This window comes from Mesorhizobium sp. WSM4813, from assembly GCF_055811555.1.
In genome coordinates this window covers 72,668-90,358 of record NZ_JBVVQU010000013.1, presented here as the reverse complement: position 1 = coordinate 90,358, position 17,691 = coordinate 72,668, and the positions used below count along the sequence as shown (strand labels likewise).

Annotated in this window: 16 protein-coding genes; 8 read left to right on the top strand and 8 right to left on the bottom strand. The window is 63.7% G+C overall.

What is annotated here, in order from left to right; genetic code table 11:
* Positions 1–17: 17 nt before the first annotated feature.
* Positions 18–998 carry a quinone oxidoreductase family protein gene (locus tag AC0L25_RS09990; protein WP_473595331.1) on the bottom strand — a complete coding sequence of 327 codons (981 nt, stop codon included), beginning with the start codon at positions 996–998 and terminating at the stop codon, positions 18–20.
* A 170-nt stretch (positions 999–1,168) separates the two neighbouring features.
* Here AC0L25_RS09990 and AC0L25_RS09985 point away from each other — a divergent pair, with 170 nt between their 5' ends.
* Both AC0L25_RS09985 and AC0L25_RS09980 read left to right on the top strand, forming a co-directional pair.
* Entirely contained in the window at positions 1,169–2,137 is a 969-nt protein-coding gene (locus AC0L25_RS09985; RefSeq protein ID WP_473595330.1) for a GlxA family transcriptional regulator, read from the top strand.
* A gap of 152 nt (positions 2,138–2,289) precedes the next feature.
* Positions 2,290–3,237 (top strand): aldo/keto reductase, encoded by a 948-nt coding sequence (locus AC0L25_RS09980; RefSeq protein ID WP_473595329.1) that lies wholly within the window; start codon positions 2,290–2,292, stop codon positions 3,235–3,237.
* An 89-nt stretch (positions 3,238–3,326) separates the two neighbouring features.
* Here the strand turns inward: AC0L25_RS09980 and AC0L25_RS09975 are convergent, their stop codons facing one another.
* A complete protein-coding gene (locus AC0L25_RS09975) occupies positions 3,327–4,121 on the bottom strand; it encodes a lysophospholipid acyltransferase family protein (RefSeq protein WP_473595328.1) in 795 nt (264 codons plus the stop codon).
* Positions 4,122–4,200: 79 nt separating this feature from the next.
* A complete protein-coding gene (locus tag AC0L25_RS09970; protein WP_473595327.1) occupies positions 4,201–5,112 on the bottom strand; it encodes a LysR family transcriptional regulator in 912 nt (303 codons plus the stop codon).
* A 114-nt stretch (positions 5,113–5,226) separates the two neighbouring features.
* On the opposite strand from AC0L25_RS09970, the gene AC0L25_RS09965 reads away from it, so the two are divergent.
* Positions 5,227–5,859, top strand: a complete 633-nt coding sequence (locus tag AC0L25_RS09965) for a pyridoxamine 5'-phosphate oxidase family protein (RefSeq protein ID WP_473595326.1) — start codon at positions 5,227–5,229, stop codon at positions 5,857–5,859.
* An 11-nt stretch (positions 5,860–5,870) separates the two neighbouring features.
* Here AC0L25_RS09965 and AC0L25_RS09960 read toward each other — a convergent pair whose 3' ends face one another.
* The 3 genes from AC0L25_RS09960 to ftsE form a co-directional block, all read right to left on the bottom strand.
* Positions 5,871–6,593 (bottom strand): YdcF family protein, encoded by a 723-nt coding sequence (locus AC0L25_RS09960; RefSeq protein ID WP_473595325.1) that lies wholly within the window; start codon positions 6,591–6,593, stop codon positions 5,871–5,873.
* Between the two features lie 78 nt (positions 6,594–6,671).
* The gene (locus AC0L25_RS09955) at positions 6,672–7,661 is read right to left on the bottom strand and encodes a cell division protein FtsX (RefSeq protein ID WP_473595324.1); all 990 of its coding nucleotides are present in this window, start codon (positions 7,659–7,661) and stop codon (positions 6,672–6,674) included.
* Entirely contained in the window at positions 7,654–8,313 is a 660-nt protein-coding gene (gene ftsE, locus AC0L25_RS09950) for a cell division ATP-binding protein FtsE (RefSeq protein WP_010911739.1), read from the bottom strand. Before ftsE ends, AC0L25_RS09955 begins: the two co-directional genes overlap by 8 nt.
* Positions 8,314–8,505: 192 nt before the next feature.
* Here ftsE and AC0L25_RS09945 point away from each other — a divergent pair, with 192 nt between their 5' ends.
* From AC0L25_RS09945 to AC0L25_RS09935, 3 genes are all read left to right on the top strand, one after another.
* Entirely contained in the window at positions 8,506–9,156 is a 651-nt protein-coding gene (locus AC0L25_RS09945; RefSeq protein ID WP_473595323.1) for a hypothetical protein, read from the top strand.
* A gap of 25 nt (positions 9,157–9,181) precedes the next feature.
* A complete protein-coding gene (gene hpt, locus AC0L25_RS09940) occupies positions 9,182–9,724 on the top strand; it encodes a hypoxanthine phosphoribosyltransferase (RefSeq protein ID WP_095493421.1) in 543 nt (180 codons plus the stop codon).
* Positions 9,725–9,850: 126 nt separating this feature from the next.
* Entirely contained in the window at positions 9,851–10,222 is a 372-nt protein-coding gene (locus tag AC0L25_RS09935) for a response regulator (protein WP_095493420.1), read from the top strand.
* Positions 10,223–10,241: 19 nt separating this feature from the next.
* Here the strand turns inward: AC0L25_RS09935 and AC0L25_RS09930 are convergent, their stop codons facing one another.
* Positions 10,242–11,192 (bottom strand): DMT family transporter, encoded by a 951-nt coding sequence (locus AC0L25_RS09930; protein ID WP_473595322.1) that lies wholly within the window; start codon positions 11,190–11,192, stop codon positions 10,242–10,244.
* Positions 11,193–11,471: 279 nt separating this feature from the next.
* On the opposite strand from AC0L25_RS09930, the gene AC0L25_RS09925 reads away from it, so the two are divergent.
* On the top strand, positions 11,472–12,329 hold the full coding sequence (locus AC0L25_RS09925) for a LysR family transcriptional regulator (protein WP_473595321.1): 858 nt from the start codon (positions 11,472–11,474) through the stop codon (positions 12,327–12,329).
* A 527-nt stretch (positions 12,330–12,856) separates the two neighbouring features.
* A complete protein-coding gene (locus AC0L25_RS09920) occupies positions 12,857–14,602 on the top strand; it encodes an adenylate/guanylate cyclase domain-containing protein (RefSeq protein ID WP_473595320.1) in 1,746 nt (581 codons plus the stop codon).
* 384 nt (positions 14,603–14,986) lie between these two features.
* Here the strand turns inward: AC0L25_RS09920 and AC0L25_RS09915 are convergent, their stop codons facing one another.
* Positions 14,987–17,635 carry a TIGR02302 family protein gene (locus AC0L25_RS09915; protein ID WP_473595319.1) on the bottom strand — a complete coding sequence of 883 codons (2,649 nt, stop codon included), beginning with the start codon at positions 17,633–17,635 and terminating at the stop codon, positions 14,987–14,989.
* Positions 17,636–17,691 lie beyond the last annotated feature (56 nt).

The window sequence follows — 17,691 nt, the reverse complement described above, 5'->3', positions numbered from 1 at the left end:
CGGGATCATGGTCCGGGCTACATCCTGAAAATCTGCTTTCCGAGATCGGCGCGATCCAGGCTGTTCGTCACAGCAAGCTTGAACTCCGCCAGCGGATGGATGCCGCCGACAGGGACATGGAAATCGAGTTGGCCAAAAATGTCGACAATCTCGCGCAACACCGGCCGGTCGGCTTCAACAGGCGGCGAAAAGAAGTAGCGGTAGATGTTTGCCCTGATCTCGACGCCGCTCAGCAGCACGTCGAAATTGTGCAGCTCGAAACGCTCGGTGCTCATGCCGCCATTGATGATCATCTGCCCGCCCATCGCGAGGGTACGGATCAATTCGCCACTGGCGGGTCCGCCGACATTGTCAATGATCCCGTTCAGTCCGGCGCCGTCCGTCATGTCCATGACTGCTTTTCTGATACCGACCTTCAAGCTCGACAGGTCGAGGATGGCTGTGGCACCAAGCCCCTTCAGGTCCAGCCTGTCGTGAGAGCGACGCACGAGCGCGATCACGTTGATGCCGCGCCGTTGGGCGAACTGCATCACCATCGTCGAAACCGATGAATAGCCGGCGGTGACGGCCAGCCACTGTCCAGGCTGCACACGGGAATCCGCCAGCAGGTCCCAGGCGGTGATGGGGTTCACCATCTGCCCGGCGCGTTCGACCGGATAGTCGGCGGGCAGCGGTATCAGCCATTCGGCCGGAACGGCCGCATATTCGGCCCAGCTGTTGTAGTGGCCGAATGCGACAAGCGTGCCCGGTTTCAAAGCGACGTTCGCGCCCACGGCCTCGACAATGCCGGCGCCATGGTTTCCGGCGATCTGCCGGGGGAAATGCGGCTTCTTCGGATCGGGATAGAGGTTCTGGATGAACAGGAAGTCGCCAGGGTTGACCGAGGCGGAGACCATCCTGACCAGCACCTCGCCGTCGCCAATTCGCGGCATGGGCATGTCGTGCAGATAGAGCACGTCGCGCGGCGAGCCGATTGCGTCGAATACGATTGCTTTCATGGGGGTCTCCAATAACGGGCGATCTGGGGCAAGCAGCCTGGACGTCACCAGATTGCGGCACCGGTGTTTGCATCGGTGTCGCGGAACCTAAGCTCGCGGGCAAAAATCGAAATTGGCAGATTTGACAGTCTATGTGCTAAACTTGCCATAGCTGTTCAAAGGAGCCCATCTTGGAGAATCGTCCCGTCCACGCCGTGATCTGGCTGCCGTCGACCTTCTATTCGGCCGTCGCCGCGACACTTGTCGAAATGTTCGAGCTGGTGAACACCATTCGCGGCGCGCCGGCGATTTCCTTCGAATTCGTAGCGCGGCAGGCCGACGCCACGACGACCCCTGGAATTTCCTTTCACACCAGACGCAAACCCTCGCAGCGCATGGACCTGCTGATCCTGCTGGCCATGCCCGGCATGCAAATCCCGCAGCTTGTTGCCGCGCTGGAGGAAGAGAGCTGCCACGCCGCGCCGCTTATCGCAAGCGCGCAGCGCGACGGCGCCATCATCGCCGCGCATTGCGGGGCCGGATACTTCCTGGCAGACGCCGGTCTTCTCGACCGAAAGCGCGCGACGATCTCTTGGTGGTTGAAGACCGATGCCCAGCGCCGCTTTCCGAAGGTGCGTTGGGACGCTTCTCGTGTGCTGATCGGGGACGGACGGATCTACACTTGCGGCGGCGGTTTTTCAGGCCTGGAGCTCGGCAAGGCGCTGCTGCGGGATCTTGGCTTCGCCAGGGAGGAGCGCCTGGTTCGCAAATTGCTGGTGCTGCCGCCGTCGCGGCAGATCCAGACACCCTACGAGTTCCCGCTCACCGATCTCCTGCCTTCGCAAGAGCCGTTCCGCGACCGGATAGAAGCCTTGTCCAGAAAGCAGCTCAAGGCGCTCGACCTTGCCTTCCTCGGCGCGCAACTCGGCCTGTCGCCGCGAACGCTGGCGCGCCGGTTTTCCGATGAATTGCACACCACTCCCGGCCGATGGATCCAGGACCGGCGCCTCGAGGCCGCGAAGGCGCTTCTTGAAAGCACCAAGCTCGGTATTTCAGAAATATGTTACCAGGTCGGATACCGGGATACGGCCTCATTCAGCCGGCTTTTCAACCGCGTGATCGGACTGCCGCCGGGTGAATACCGGCGCCAGAGCCAGTAGACATCGGCTGGAACTTGGAGCGCGGCGGATCGCGCGCTTGTGAAGCACTGGTCTGTCGGAAAGGGCGGCCAGGCCTTTGACCTCGGTGCGGCAAGACCTAGGTTAAGCCTGGGCTTTTCGCCCATTCTTTCCATTCCCCACGGAGATCAGTCTTGCAGAAACGTCGTCTCGGTCAAACCGACCTGTCCATCGCGCCGCCCGTTCTGGGTGGCAACGTCTTCGGCTGGACCGCCGACGAGAAAACCTCTTTCGACCTGCTCGACCGGTTCGTCGGCGCCGGCCTCAACGCCATCGACACGGCCGATTCCTATTCGCGCTGGGCTCCCGGCAACAAGGGCGGCGAATCCGAAACCATCATCGGCAAATGGATGAAGAGCCGCGGCAATCGCGACAAGGTCGTGGTGGTCACCAAGGTCGGGTCGGACATGGGACAGGGCAAGAAAGACCTCTCCGCCACTTACATCGAAAAGGCGATAGATGCGTCGCTGAAGCGGCTGCAGACCGATGTCGTAGATCTCTATCTGTCGCACTGGCCGGACCCGACCACCCCCTACGAGGAAACGCTCGGCGCCTACCAGAAGCTGCTCGACAAGGGCAAGATCCGCTACGTCGGCGCCTCCAATCTCGACGCCGGCCAGTTGCGCGCCGCGCTCGACGTGGCAAGTCTGCGGGGCCTGCCGCGCTACGCAGTGCTGCAGCCGGAATACAATCTCTACGATCGCGCCTCTTTCGATGGGCCGCTTCGCGATTTGTGCATGGCAGAGGATATCGGCGTCATCACCTATTTCAGCCTCGCCAAGGGGTTCTTGAGCGGCAAGTACCGCAGCGAAGCCGATCTCGGCAAAAGCGCGCGTGGCGACGGCGTGAGGGGTTATATCAACGCCCGCGGCATGCGCATCCTGGCGGCACTCGACGCCGTGTCGGCGCGTTACGCGGCCAAGCCGGCGGAAGTGGCGCTCGCCTGGGTGATCGAGCGGCCCGGCGTCACGGCGCCGATCGCCAGCGCCACGACGCTGGACCAGGTCGACAGCCTCGTCTGCGCCGCATCATTGAATCTCAGTCCGGACGATATCGCCGAGCTCGACAGCGCGAGTGCGTAGAAGCTGGCGCCAAGCGGCGGCCTGCTCAAACGGCAGTCAAGGACCGTGCGCGGCGGAAGTTTGACGATCTTACCGGTCAAGCAGATGATTCAGGCCGGGGTATCGAAGCCCAGTTCCCTCAGCCGCTTCACCGCCGTCGGCGGCAGGGGCGGCGGGTTCGGCGCGCGGGATGCCTCGATGAGCAGCTGGTCGCAGGCGGCTTCCGTCTCGCCGATCAGCCGTTCCATGAATTCCTCCTTGCCCAGCCCCGCCGGGATCGGCGGCAGGAAGCGCGCCTTGATCGTGCCGGGATAGCGCAGGAATTTCCGGCGCGGCCAGTAGAGGCCGGCGACATGGGCAACCGGCACTACCCGAACGCCAAGCTGGGTATAGAGCTCGACGATGCCGTATTTATAGGCCGGCTCGTCGCCCGGCGCCCGCCGCGTGCCCTCGGGATAGATGATCAGCTGGCGGGGATTGCGCGCCAGCTCCTGCCTGGTCGCGGCGACCACCGCTTTCAGCGCCTTCGAGCGGCTGCCGCGGTCGACCGGGATCATCCGCATTTTCAGGATGTACCAGCCGAAGAACGGGATCCAGGTCAGTTCCCGCTTCAGGATGTAAATCGGATCCTGCAGGAACGGGAAGAAAGCGATCGCGTCCCAGAAGGACTGGTGCTTCGGCGCCAGGATGAAGGAACCCTCGGGCAGGTTTTCCTGGCCGGTGATCTCGCTTTTGGTGCCGGCGATCTTGTCGTAGAGCCACATGCTGGTGTGGGACCAGAATTTCGGTACGAACCAGGCGCGGTGGCGCGGCGACAGGAAATAGTACGGGGTCCAGATGATCATCTGGACGATCAGATTGACGTAGAAGACGAAGTTGAACGCCAGCGAGCGGATAAGGAGCATGGGGGAGGTGCCCGGTGAGGAGGTGTGCGTTGGTTACACCAAGCGCAGGCAAAAAGGAAACGGTGCGATAGCCCGTTCGTCAGGCCTGCCAGGTCGCTTGCGCCAGCCGTTTCTTCAGGCGTGGGGCGGCGAAGTCGAGGAACGCACGCAGTTTCACCGGCAGCAGACCCTGGCCGGCATGCACGAGACTGACTGGCCATGGCTGCGGCTCGAATGCCTCCAGCACGGTTCGGAGTGTGCCCGACCGCACTGCAGCTGTGATCTGGTAGGAAAGCACCCTCGTCAACCCGACGCCGGCAATCGCTGCATCGACCGCCGCTTCCGCGGTGTTGACCCGAAGCCGTGAGCGGATCGGAACGGTAAGGTCGGTCTTGCCGGCGGCAAAAGTCCATGCGGCGGGAGCGGTGAGCCCCTCGAAGGTGATACAGCTGTGTGCCGCAAGGTCTTGCGGGGTCTCCGGCGTGCCGTGCTCGGCCAGATAGGCCGGGCTCGCGCAAACAACGCGCCGGATCGAACCGATGCGGGTGGCCACCAGGCTCGAGTCGGGAAGCTCGCCGATGCGGACCGCAAGATCGATGTGCTCCTCGGTCAACTGGGTTATCCGGTCCGCGAGCATTAGGCGGATAGCCACGTCGGGGTAGGCGGCGAGAAAACCGGTGACGACCGGCAGCGCATGCAGGCGGCCAAAGACGATCGGTGCGGTGATGATCAGTTCGCCCGTCGGGGCGCTGTATTCGCCGGCGGCGGTCCGCTCGGCCTCGTCGACCTCGTCGAGAATGCGGCGGCAGGCAGCGAGGTAGGCGTGACCCGCGTCGGTCAGCGTCAGCTGCCGCGTCGACCGGTTCAGGAGACGCGTCTTCAGATGCCGCTCCAGGTCGGAGACCTTGCGGCTGACCGTTGCGAGTGGAATGCCGAAACGGCGTCCGGCGGCCGAAAGGCTGCCGGCCTCCACTGCGGCGACGAACAGCGACATGGCCTCGAGGCGATCCATGCTTCTCCTGGAAAATGGAAGGATCGGTTGCAACTATGACATCTACATCCAAAAGTTGGAAGGCCTTATCTTTGCTGACTATGGCTCGCAGCTCTGTCTGCAAAGGAAGGTTCCATGAATGCTCACGCCTTCACTAGCGATGTCGCCTTTACGCCAACCGTCAAGGCGATCCAGGCCCGCAAAGGCTCGCGCGAGGCCTATGCCCGCGTCGAGGAGCGCGGCGGCTGGCAAGCTGATATCACGCCCGATCTCGCCGCCTTCATCGAGGCGCAGACCAGCGTCTTCCTGTCGACGGCCAATGGTGACGGCCAGCCCTATATCCAGCATCGCGGCGGGCCGGCCGGCTTCCTCAAGGTGCTCGACAAGCGGACGATCGGCTTCGCCGATTTCTCCGGCAACAGGCAATTCATCACCCAGGGCAATCTGGACGACAACCCCCGCGCATTCTTGTTCCTGATCGACTATGCGCACCGGCAGCGCATCAAGATCTGGGGCAGCGCGCGTGTCGTCGAGGACGACACCGAACTGATGGCGAAGCTGATGCCGGAGGGCTACAAGGCGCGGCCCGAGCAAATCGTCCTGTTCACGGTTTCGGCTTGGGATTCCAATTGCCCGCAGCATATTCCACAGCGGTTCGAAGCGGCCGATGTGGCGGCGGCGCTGGCCGAGCGGGACAAGCGTATCGAATGGCTCGAACAGGAGATCGCGCGCCTGCGCGGAGCTTCAAGCGCCACGGTCAAGGAATAATAACGATAGGCTCAGTTCGGCGCAGCAGCCTCGGCCAGCGCGATGCCGGTCGGCGTTGGCTTCACCGGCACGATGCCGCGGGCCAGCGCCAGCAGATATTTGTTGTATTCGGTGAACAGCACGCGCAGCGCCCTCGGCTTGGTCAGCCAGCCGCCATTGCCAAGATTGCTGTTGACCACCGGATAGGGCTCGAGCTTGGCCTTGTGCAGCAGCCGGCCCATTTCCAGCAGGCTGCGCGGCATGTGATAGTTGTTGGTCACGAGGATCACGGTGCCATAGGCGTGATCTTCCACCCATTTGGCGCTTTCCTCGGCATTGCCGATCGTGTCGAGCGCGGCGCGGTCGATGTCGACGCAGCAGGAAAACAATTTCTTGTCGCCGCGAGTCGCGACCTGAAGCTGGCGGCGGCTGGCGGAAGGATGCACGCCGCTGATCAGCAGCCGCTCGCCCTTGCCGGACGCCAGCAGACCCATAGCGGCATCGAGACGCGAGTGGCCGCCCGTCAGCACGATGATGGCATCGGCTTTTGCTGGATTGGCGGGCGTCGCGAGTCGGCTGACGGTATTGGCGAACCAGCCGAAGCCGCCGGCAAACAGCGTTGCCAGCACGAGCAGAAAGAAAGCGGAGATGCGCAACGCGCCCGCCAATCGGCTGGGCTTGGCGCGCTCGCGGGGACGCGTAATCACCAAGGGCAACTGTCCAGCCATTCCGGTCGAGTCGCGCGCGTCCATCATCTCTATCGTTAACCCCGAAATGCGGCGTTTAGTAGGTGGAGAAGCACACATTACGTTACGTTAATTCTCTATTCGTGATCACCCCGCGTCCGGTTGCCGGACATCGATGTCGCTGAGATAGGTGACGACGGTGAAATGGGAGGTTGCCGCCGTCAGCGCACCGATGACCAGCACCATGAGGACGACGCCGAGATAGCCCGCCGAACCGATGGCGAAATTGCCGAACAAGGCGGTCGCCTGATCGGCCTCAGGCGTTGCCATGTTGCGCGACGACCACCATGAGAAGACGATGAAGACGAGCACCGCCGCCGCACCCCCGGCGGCTGCGCCTTTCATGCCGGTGACGAGAAAGTGGTGGCGGAATTCGCGCGCGATGAAGCGCGCTTCGGCGCCAACGAAATGCAGCACCTCGATGATGTGGCCGTTGCCGGCCATGGCGCCGCGCGTTGCAAACACCACGGTCAGCACGGTTGCCGACAGCATCAGCGCCAGCACGGCAATGCCGATTGTCACCGTGGTACGGGCCATGGCCACCAGCCGGTCGACCCAGGTGCGATGGTCGTCAAGTGCTGCACTGGGCAGCTTCGGCGTGATCGCGGCGCGCATTGCGGCGAAGTCGGGCGGGTTGTTCTCGTCTATGGTGACGATGATCAGACGCGGCACCGGCAGCTCGTCGATGTTGAGACCCGAACCCAGCCACGGCTCCAGTAGCCGCGCCGTGGCGTCGCGGTCGACGATCCTGGCGCTCTTCACGCCAGGAAATTCGCCGGCGATCTGCGAGGCCTGGGCAAGTGCTGCCTCCATGTCGAGACCATCTGCCGGCTTGATCTGGATCGTCGCCTCGCGTGATATCTGGTTCTCCCAGACCGAGGCGGTGTCGCGCACCAGCGTCACCGCGCCGAAGGTCAGGCAGGAGAGGAACGTCATGATGGCAATGACCAGGACCAGCGCCCGGCCGGCGATGTTCTGCGCCGGCACGATCGGCGCCATCTTGCGTTGAACGCGCTGCGTCGTCGCAGCCTTCCCGGCGTGCTGGTCTTCGCCATGGTGAACGGAAAGATCAGTCATAGATATCCAGCCTTCCGCCGGCCAGGATCATGCGCCGCGCGTCGACCTGTTCCATCAGGCCGAGGTCGTGCGTTGCGATCACCACCGCAGTGCCCAGCCGGTTGAGTTCGATGAACAGCCGCAACAGGCGTCGCGCCAGCGGCGGATCGACATTGCCGGTCGGCTCGTCGGCAAGCAGGATCTCGGGCTGCTCGATCAGCGCCCTGGCGATTGCGGCGCGCTGCTTCTCGCCACCCGACAGCACCGGCGGCAGCACATGCATGCGCTCGCCAAGGCCGACCCATTTCAAGAGCTCGGTCACGTCGGTGCGGTAGCTCGCCTCCTCGCGCCCGCGCACGCGCAGCGGCAAGGCCACATTCTCATAGGTCGTCATGTGGTCGAGCAGGCGAAAGTCCTGGAACACGACGCCGATGCGCCGCCGCAGATGCGGCAGCTCGGTGCGCGAGATGCGCGAGCGGTCCTTGCCGAAGATGGTGATCAGCCCGCGCGTTGGCTTGAGCGACATGAATAAAAGCCGCAGCAGCGTCGTCTTGCCGGCGCCCGAAGGGCCGCTCAGGAACTGGAAGGAGCGCTCCGGTATGTGCAAGGAAATGTCGCGGAGGATTTCCGGACCCATGCCATAGCGGAGGCCGACATTTTCGAAGCGGATCACGTTCGACGACCTGAAACTTGCGGTGGCGACGAGCCAGCCTTCTCTGAGAAGAGACCATCGGCCGGCATGGTTAACCGGCGGTTAATTCTGAGGTTTTTTGAGCGCGTCACAAGGGTTCCGGTGGGGAAGCGTTAACCATTTCCGTTTACGCAAAAGAAACGAAGAGCGAACAAGTGCCGTAGTGCTGGGGCCGTGATGGCTGACGATCGAACCGCGCGCCCGGTTTCCGGCGAAATCATGACCGATTCGGCCGCAAATCCTGTGCCGGAACGCATTAAAAGTGATCCAGCCGATGACATCGTCGATGCCGACTACGAGGTGCTGCCGCGCCTCACCGCCAGCATGGACCCTTCACCGCCGCTTTCGCGCGTGATCGCTACGCCATCGCTCGAAGGCATGGACATGCTGCGCAAGCCCAAAGCTGCGATGGAACGGCTGCGGGCGTCGCGCGGCGGGCCGATCTTCTGGATCGCCGGCCTCAGTGCCGCGTTTGCAGCCTTCTGGATCTCGGGCGGGCACGCGCTGGTGCGCCAGGCGCCGCTTCTTCTCGCAGCCCAGGAAACGGGCACTGCACTCACCATTTCAGGCGTTACGTCGCGTATCGATGCGTCCGGGCTGAAACCTGTCCTGTTCGTCGGTGGCGAGGCCGCGAATGAAGGCGCCAGCCCGTCGCCATTGCCGCCGCTGGAAATCCGGGTCACCGGAAATGACAGGCGCATGACCCGTTATACGCTGGGGACATTCAACCGTTCGCTGGCGCCCGGCGAAAGATTTGGCTTTTCGAGCCGGCTCGACGTGCCTAGAAACGGGGTCAAGACCGTCTCGGTCACCTTCGCCAACTAGGGCGTCATTTCTGGAAAGGCTGCCAATGCCAGTCGTGCGCGGCAAGGATATCGAGGTTCTGTTTTCGGCGTCGGCGATTGCCCGCCGCAATCTGGAGCTCGCCAAGGAGATCGCCGAGCGCGACTATCAGGACCTTCTGGTGATTTCGGTGCTGAAAGGGTCGTTCATTTTCGCCGCCGATCTCATCCGCGCCATGCACGATGTCGGCCTGTCGCCCGAGGTCGAGTTCATCTTCATCTCCAGCTACGGCGCCGGAACCACCAGCGGCGAGGTGAGGGTGCTGCGCGACATTGATAATGAGGTCGCCGGCCGCGACGTGCTGTTGATCGACGATATTCTCGAATCCGGCAAGACGCTGTCCTTCACCCGCGATCTGATGCTGTCGCGCGGCGCCAAAAGCTGCGCCATCGCCGTGCTGCTCGACAAGCGCATGCGCCGCCAGACCGCGCTCAACGCCGACTATGTCGGCTTCGACTGCCCCGACTATTTCGTCGTCGGCTACGGCATGGATGTCGCCCACGCCTTTCGCGAGCTGCCGTTTGTCGGTGTCGTCAAGGGCGACGCCTGAGACCTTTTGATAATTCTACTGCGGCGGTTACCACGCCATCTGACTCGCCGGAGCGAATTCTGAAAAGGCCTCACTGATCTCGGCGCCTTCAGAAAAAGTCAACTTTTCACCGCCAAATGTTCCGCTATGGCAAAGCTCTTGATCGTCGAGGACGATGAGTCCGTCCGCACCCTCGCCGCCCGCGCGCTCGAACGCGCCGGGCATATGATAGACATCGCCGCCGACGGCGCGCAAGGGCTTGCCCTGATCCGCGCAGCACGTGGCGGCTACGACCTTGTTGTCTCTGATATCCGAATGCCGGAAATGGACGGCATCCAAATGGCCAAGGCGGCGGCGTCGCTTTTCCCGACGATGAAGATCTTGCTGATGACCGGCTATGCCGACCAGCGCGAGCGCGCCGAGGAATTGAACGGTGTCATTGTGGACGTCGTGCAAAAGCCGTTCACGCTGGCCGAAATCCGCGCGCGTGTCGAAAAGGCGCTCGCCTGTTTTGCCTAGAATCCAAGCCTGACCGCGGTCAGGCCGGATCGCAGGTCGCCGCGATTGCCGGCGCGCTGCTCCGGTGCCGGCTGGCATGGAGCGCGAACAGACCGGCGCCGATGATGAGGGCGGCGCCGACCACGGTGGCCGATCGCGGCACTTCGGCAAAGAACAGGAAGCCCCACAGCGGCGACCAGATGATGCCGGTGTATTCGAAGGTGGCGACGCTGTTGGCGGGCGCCAGCCGGTAAGCCTGCGACAACAGGATCATCCCGGCTGAAGCGACGAAGCCGCAGGCAGCCATCGTCAGAAAATCGATCGGCGTCGGCCAGATCCATGGCCTGACCAGGAATTCGAGGCTCGGATGCGTGGCGTGAGCAATTCCTGCCAGCCAGAACAGCCCGGCGACCGCTGCAGCGCCCAGGAGATAGACGCCGTTCTGATAGAACGCCATGACCGTGGATGATTCGGTGTCGCCGATCTTGCGGGCCATCAACTGCGAAAAACCGTACAGCACCGCCGAGGCCAGCGACAGCAGCGCCGCCCAGTCAAACAGCCCGGCACCGGGCCGCAGCATCACCAGCACGCCCAGCATCCCGACCATGACGGTGACCAGCGTCTGCCACGCCACTCGTTCGCCGAGATAAGGACCGGCAAGCGCCATGATGAACAGCGGTGCCATGAAATAAAGCGCCACCGCGTCGGCAAGCGGCAGGGCGGCGATCGCCAGGTAGTAGACCGTGTAGGAGGTGAACAGGATGAAGGCGCGCATCGTCAGCATGCGAAATCGCTTCGAAAAGATCGCCCTGAGCCCGACATCGGCATGAACCAGCACGAGAAGAATGGGCAGGGCGACGATCGAGCGGATCGCCATCACCTCGGTCACCGGATAAGTGCTCGATACGGCCTTGATCAGCGGGTCCTGGAGCGAGAACACCAGAACACCGAGGCAAAGGCTTGCCATGCCGAGGACGATCCGGTTCTGCATGTTTTTCGACGGCTCCTTGCGTGTGCGGCCCGAGAGCCGGGCCCGCGTAATTTTTGTTTTATGAATGTCGTTGTCCCCAAACCGCTGAGCACTTTTGGGCGACATGCATCAAAAAGAACCCGCCACCGTTTCGGGCAGCGGGTACGAGTGAGGACTGATTGGTCCGCAGCCGATTTCGCAGCCGCATATCCAATGGGTGAAGCGACTATTATCCGCCGTTTGATATGTTGCAAACGAATTGGAATGATGCCAGCAATCAGATTTTCTTATGGCGCACAAATGAAGCCCACACTCGACAGCGATCTGCTGCGCACCTTCGTCGCGGTTGCCGACACCGGCAATTTCACCAAGGCGGCGGAGCAGGCCGGCCGTACCCAATCGGCGGTTTCGATGCAGATGAAGAAGCTCGAAGATGTGGTCGGCGACAGCCTGTTCGAGCGCGGCTCGCGTGGTGTGGCGCTGACGCGCCGCGGCGGCGAACTCATCGTCAACGCCCGCCGGATCGTGTCGCTGCTGGACGAGACGGCGGCATCGATGGTCGCAGCGCCGCTTGGCGGGCCGGTCCGCATCGGCATTCCGGAGGAATATGGCCACGCGATCCTGTCGCGCGCGCTCGGCGCCTTTGCCAAGCGCCATCCTCGGGTCGACATCACAGTCCGCTACGCGCATTCCGGTGCGCAGATCGCAGCGCTCGCTGCCGGCGAGCTGGACCTGGCGGTGGTGTTCGAATGGCAGGATCTCTCCGGCGGTGAGGTGCTGATGCATGACCCGACCGTGTGGGTAACGTCGGAGCTGCATCACATGCATGAGGAGCGGCCGGTGCCGATCGCGCTCTACAACCGTGCCGGCTGGTGCAAGGATTTCGCCATCAAGTCGCTGGAGCAGCGCGGTCTCGCCTATCGTGTCGCCTATACCAGCGATACCAATGGCGGCCTGCGGCTCGCCGTCACCTCCGGGCTGGCGATCGCGCCGATCTCGCGCAGCAACATCCCGGCCGGCTGCCGCGAACTTACGGCCGCCGACGGGTTCGGCGACATCGATTCCTCGAACGTGGTGCTGCGGCGCAATCCGAACGCGTCCGGCGAGGCCATCGACGGCATGCAAGAGGCGATCCGAGAGGCGTTCACCAACCGCTAAGAGCATCGGACCAAAGTGGGTACCGGGGAAAATCCGATTCTCAAACAAACATAGAGGGCCGGCACGGTTCGACTTGATAGTCCGCCGCTCTGAGCCGACTAACGGAATGTGCAGGTAGCGCCACTTGCCGACCTCAGCACCTCTAAGCGCGAACGCCTGGTGTGATGCCCGATGCGGGCGTTCGTAGGCATCTCGCTGTTACATCGCGGTGACAAAAGCACCGCCACGGTGGCGTCAACCGGTTACACAGAGCAGGAAATATCTCCGGCCTTCTGGGAGTGGTCAGCGTCCCCAGAGGCTGAGTGAGCGTGTCGTCGGTTGGCTGTTAGCGCGGCGACTGGAAAGCTCCACGCCTCGCAAGCGGGATAGCGAAGTCTCGTGAAGGCAAGGTCAAGCTGCGTTCTCCGTTCTGTATCGGCGACGAGCGGCGACTGGGAGAGATGGATACCATGCACGTAGGGCGTCCGGAAGTTGGCAGGACGTGGACGCGGGGCGGTCCGCGTGCAGGCGCTTGGCTGAGCGGTGCAATGACCACGCAGCGCCGCCTCGCAGCGATCCTGGCTTGCGACGTGGTCGGCTATTCGCGCCTGACGGAGCGCGACCAGCGCGGCACGCTCGAGCGGCTGAAGATCTACCGCAAGGACCTCCTCGAACCGCTGGTCTCCGAGCACGGGGGTCGGATCGTGAAGCTCACCGGCGACGGCATGCTGTGCGAGTTCGCGAGCGTCGTCAACGCGGTGACCTCGGCGATGGCGATCCAGCAGGCCCTGGCAGAACACGAGGCGGAGACGCCCGAGGAGGAGCGGATTCGCTTCCGCGTCGGTGTCAATCTCGGCGACGTGGTGTGCGAGGAGGACGGCGACCTCTACGGCGACGCGGTCAACATCGCCGCCCGTCTCGAAAGCATCGCCGATCCCGGCACCGTGGTCGTCTCGGGTACCGCCTACGACCACCTTCAGGGCAAGCTCGACTGCGGCTTCACGCCGCTCGGCAACCTGCGCCTCAAGAACATCGAGCGGCCTGTGCGCGCCTACCGCGTCGAGACCGACGCCAGCGCCTCGGTGGCTGCACTGCCTCCGCTGCCCGAGAAACCCTCGATCGCGGTTCTGCCTTTCACCAACATGAGCGGCGATCCCGACCAGGAATACTTCGCCGACGGGCTGGTGGAGGACATCATTACGGGATTGAGCCGGGTGAACTCCTTCTTCGTGATCGCCCGCAACTCGTCCTTCACCTACAAGGGCCGGGCGGTGGACCTACGCCAGGTCGGGCGCGAGCTGGGCGTCCGCTACGTGCTCGAAGGCAGCATCCGCAGAGCAGGATCGCGGGTGCGCATCAGTGGGCAGTTGGTGGACGCGACCAGCGGACACCACGTCTGGGCCGACCGCTTCGAGGGCGACGTGAGCGACATCTTCGACCTGCAGGACAAGGTGACCGAGAGCGTCGTCGGCGCTGTCGAACCGACCATCCGGCTGGAGGAGATCAGGCAGGCGCGCATGAAGCCGACCGACTACATTAGCGCCTACGACCTCTACCTTCGCGCGCTGCCGCGCTTCTACAGCATGACGCGCGAAGGCTTTGCCGACGTGCGCCGGCTCACCAACGAGGCGCTCAGCATCGACCCTAGCTTCAATTTGGCGAAGGCACTCGGCGCCTATATCCGCAGCCTATCCGTGAGCCAGTGCTGGCATGAGCCCGACGATATCCGAGTCGCCGCGCGCATGGCGCGCGAGGTACTGGCGGAAGCGCGCGACGACCCCACGAGCCTACGCTTCGCCGCGCAGGTGATCGCCTACAGCGCGAAGGACTACGAGATGGCGCTGAGCACGATCGAACGATCCCTGCTGCTCAACCCCAATTCGGCGCAGGGCCATACGGGCAGCGGCTGGGTGAACGCGCATTCCAGCCGCCCTCTCGTCGCGATCGAGCACTTTCACAGGGCAATGCGGCTGAGCCCGGTCGACCCCGAGAAGGGCATCGCGCTCTCCGGCATCGGGATGAGCTACCTGATGCTCGAGCGCTATGAAGAAGCGCTGGCATGGGGAGAACGCGCGCTGCACGAGATGCCGAACTACGGCTCCTCGCACCGGGTGGTAATCATGGCGCTGGTCAAACTCAACCGGCTGGACGAGGCGCAGGCGGCAGCGCGGCGGCTGATGGAGGCATTCCCGACCTACACGCTCACCCTGCAGAGACAGATCAACCCGTGGCGGGACAAGGTGTTCGCCGAGAGTTACGTCGAGGCGCTGGGCATCTCCGGCGTGCCGGAGTGATCGTCGCGGTCGCAAAGAGCCCTCTTCTGCGCGTCACGTCCGGCCAGGCGACGTCCCTTGATCCCGCGTCGCTTCTGAAAGGATAGTTCTCTGGCCGGCTTGACCGAGGACTGAGCGCGTAGAGCAGCCGGCGAGCTCTCTGTTAGGTTCGCGTCGAACTCCGGTTTCCACCCTGACGAGACCTACCGACGGTCCAGACAAATGTCGCCGTTGGGTCATGGTTTCCCCTTCAACCTCTCCGATGGAACGGCAGAAAAGGGTCGAATTCGGTCGTTCAGAGTGATTGGGGTTTGACCCTGGAGCATATCGCCCAAAAGTGTGCAGCCCGGCGATGGCGGCCACCTGGATCCGCGCACTGCGATCTTCCTGATATAGAGGACGGCTTTATTTCAGCTCCAGCAGCCGCTCCAGATAGCTGCGCTCGATGTCGGGGCTGAGCGCGTTGCCGAGCCGCTTGCGGATCGCTTCGAGGATCTGGCGGGCGCGCTGCACGTCGATCTCGTCCGGCACCTTCACCGACTCGCCGAAATCGGGACCCTCGGTGGCGCGTGGCCGGCCGAGCGGATCGCGGTCGGCGTTCTGCTGGCGGCCGCCCCGCTCACCGTCGCCCTCGTCGCCCTGCATGGCCTGCAATTGCTTCATCATGTCCTTGGCGCCCTTGCGCAACGCTTCCAGCGCGCGGCCCTGGTGACCGACGGCCTGGTCGCCATCGCTGTCGCCAAGCGCCTGTTCGGCGTTGCCCATGGATTTGCCGGCCTCGCCAAACCCTTCATTGGGCTCGAGACCCATGCCTTCGAGACCTTTTCTCAGCTGGTCGAGGTCGCCTTGCAGCTTGCCCTGGCCTTCCTGCAACTGCTTCAGCGCGTCGGCGAATTCCTGCGGCGTCATCGGCTTCGGCCGGCCGAGCGGATCGCGGTCTTCACCTGGGCCGGGCTGCTCGCCCTGTTCGCCCATTTGGCCCTGCTCACCGTTCTCGCCGAGCTGCTCGTCGCGGTTCTGGCCGCGCTGTTGCTGGCCGCGCTGCATCTGGTCCAGGCGGAAGGTTTCGTTCATCATCTCCTGCTGACGCCGCATGATCTCGCCGAGCTTGTCCATCTGTTGGCGCATTTCGCTGTTCTGCTGGCCGCCCTGCTGCTGACGTCCGGCCTGCAGATTGTTCATCATGTCCTGCAGCTGCGAAAGCAATTGCTGCGCGCTGTCGCGATCGCCGGACTTCGCCAGATTCTCGATCTGGTCCATCATGCGTTCGATGTCGCTCTGGCGCAGTTCCTGGCCGTTCTGCTGCATCTGCGGCGCGTTCGGATTCTGCTGCGCACGTTGGGCGAATTCCTGCAGGAACTGGTTCATCGCCTCGCGCAGTTCCTTCATCGCCTTGTCGATTTCCTCATCGCTGGCGCCGTTCTTGATCGCGTCCTGGAGCGCCTGCTGCGCCTGGCGCAGCCGCCTCTCGGCTTCGGAAAGATTGCCTTCCTCGATGCCGAGGGCGATCTCCCAGAGGTAGGCGACCTCGTCGCGCAACTTGTCGTCGTTGTCGGCCATCTTCAACCGGGTGCGGGCGCTCATGATGGCGAGGTAGTGCGCCATGTTGTCGAACGTATCTTCGGGCCTGAGCGTGATCGCGTCCATCAGGTCGAGCACGCGGTTCTTGGCGTTGGCGTCGAGCGCCAGCACGCGGCGCTGCTCGATCACAGCCCTTGCCAGCGGGTTGGAGAACGGCCGCTCCGGCATCACCAGCGTCTTGATTTCGCTGGTTGCCGTATGTCCGGCGTCGTCGGTGGCGACAAGCCTGAGCTTGATGTTGCCGCCGGCCCAGACATGCTCGGTCAGGTCCTTCGTGGTCTTGGCGGCATTGCCCTTGGCGCCGCGGCGTGGCAGCGTCAGCGGCATTTCGGGCGGGCCATAGAGTGGATGCGCATTCGCCGCCGGTGGATCGGCCAATACGAAATCCGCCTTGGCGGAGGCCGCGCCATAGTCGTCGTCGATCTGGTAGTTGAGTTCGAAGGAGCCGTTGACGGCGCGTTTCGGCTCGCCGACGAAGCGGATCTGCGGCGGCTTGTCCGGGATCACTGCGAAGGCCCAGTTGCCGAGTTCGTCATTGCCTGATTTCAGCGTCAGCGTGCCGTTGGCGGTCAGCTTTCCGGTAAACTGGCGCACCGTGGAGGGCGTTGCCGTGGAGGGCCTTGCCGCCGCCGGCTTGGCCGCGTCGGCCTGCTGACCGGCCGGCTCGATGGTGCGGGCGTTGCCGTCGGCGTCGGCGTAGCTCAGCGTTTCCTCGCCGGAACCGCCGGTGACGCGCAGCGATACATCGCTGCCTTCCGGAACGGTGAAGGTGGGCGCAGCCTGATTGCCATTGTCGGCGAGGGCTGGGTTGGCGAGGGCTGGGGACGTGAGGAAGACCGGCGGCCTGCCGGTGTAGGCCGGCGGCGTCACCCAAGCGTCGATGCGCGGCGGCACCGCGTCGCGCGCCGCGTGGGCACTGAACCCGTCTGCGATGCGGCCGCCAGACGGTCCGAAGGAGAAGGCAAAGGCGGTGACCAACAAAAGCGCCGCCACGGCGCGCAGCCCCCACGGGTCGCGCTCCGGCACCCGGGTGCGCGGCAGGTCGCCACCGAGGTTGCCGAGTTTTTCGGCCATGCGTTTCTGGTGCTCGCGCCACAGCGCTTGCGAAAAAATGCTCTCCCTGCCGCTCGGCCGGTCGGTCTGCACCAGCACCGGACTGTGCAGCAATTGGTTGGCCGCCTCGATGCGCCGGTCGATCTCGGCACTGGACGGCACCCGAAAGAAACGCAGGGGATAGAGCGCGGCAAGGGCTGCGACGCCGAACACTGCCATCAGGCCGATGCGCGCCGTGTCGGGCAGCAGAAGGAAGAGGCCGAGCCACGAGGCGCTGAGGAACAGGCTGGCGACAATGACCAGCGGAAGCAGCAACGGCCAGCCACGCTCGACCGTCATCGAGACCCGCGTCGCCAGCCGGCTCAGGGCAAGGCGCCCGGCCAGGCTGCGATCGCTGCTGAAGGTGGGTCGTTGGGTCATCGGCCCTTCCTGATTCGGGCGGGATAACCCGAACCTCACAAATCTATCGCATCGGC

What these genes read in the sequence shown, in the direction of transcription:
- AC0L25_RS09965 (WP_473595326.1), top strand. Translation starts at nt 5,227, where the DNA reads ATGAATGCTCACGCCTTCACTAGCGATGTCGCCTTTACGCCAACCGTC.
- AC0L25_RS09935 (WP_095493420.1), top strand. Translation starts at nt 9,851, where the DNA reads ATGGCAAAGCTCTTGATCGTCGAGGACGATGAGTCCGTCCGCACCCTC.
- AC0L25_RS09975 (WP_473595328.1), bottom strand. Translation starts at nt 4,121, where the DNA reads ATGCTCCTTATCCGCTCGCTGGCGTTCAACTTCGTCTTCTACGTCAAT.
- AC0L25_RS09930 (WP_473595322.1), bottom strand. Translation starts at nt 11,192, where the DNA reads ATGCAGAACCGGATCGTCCTCGGCATGGCAAGCCTTTGCCTCGGTGTT.
- AC0L25_RS09970 (WP_473595327.1), bottom strand. Translation starts at nt 5,112, where the DNA reads ATGGATCGCCTCGAGGCCATGTCGCTGTTCGTCGCCGCAGTGGAGGCC.
- AC0L25_RS09955 (WP_473595324.1), bottom strand. Translation starts at nt 7,661, where the DNA reads ATGACTGATCTTTCCGTTCACCATGGCGAAGACCAGCACGCCGGGAAG.
- AC0L25_RS09925 (WP_473595321.1), top strand. Translation starts at nt 11,472, where the DNA reads ATGAAGCCCACACTCGACAGCGATCTGCTGCGCACCTTCGTCGCGGTT.
- AC0L25_RS09920 (WP_473595320.1), top strand. Translation starts at nt 12,857, where the DNA reads ATGACCACGCAGCGCCGCCTCGCAGCGATCCTGGCTTGCGACGTGGTC.
- AC0L25_RS09960 (WP_473595325.1), bottom strand. Translation starts at nt 6,593, where the DNA reads ATGATGGACGCGCGCGACTCGACCGGAATGGCTGGACAGTTGCCCTTG.
- AC0L25_RS09915 (WP_473595319.1), bottom strand. Translation starts at nt 17,635, where the DNA reads ATGACCCAACGACCCACCTTCAGCAGCGATCGCAGCCTGGCCGGGCGC.
- hpt (WP_095493421.1), top strand. Translation starts at nt 9,182, where the DNA reads ATGCCAGTCGTGCGCGGCAAGGATATCGAGGTTCTGTTTTCGGCGTCG.
- AC0L25_RS09990 (WP_473595331.1), bottom strand. Translation starts at nt 998, where the DNA reads ATGAAAGCAATCGTATTCGACGCAATCGGCTCGCCGCGCGACGTGCTC.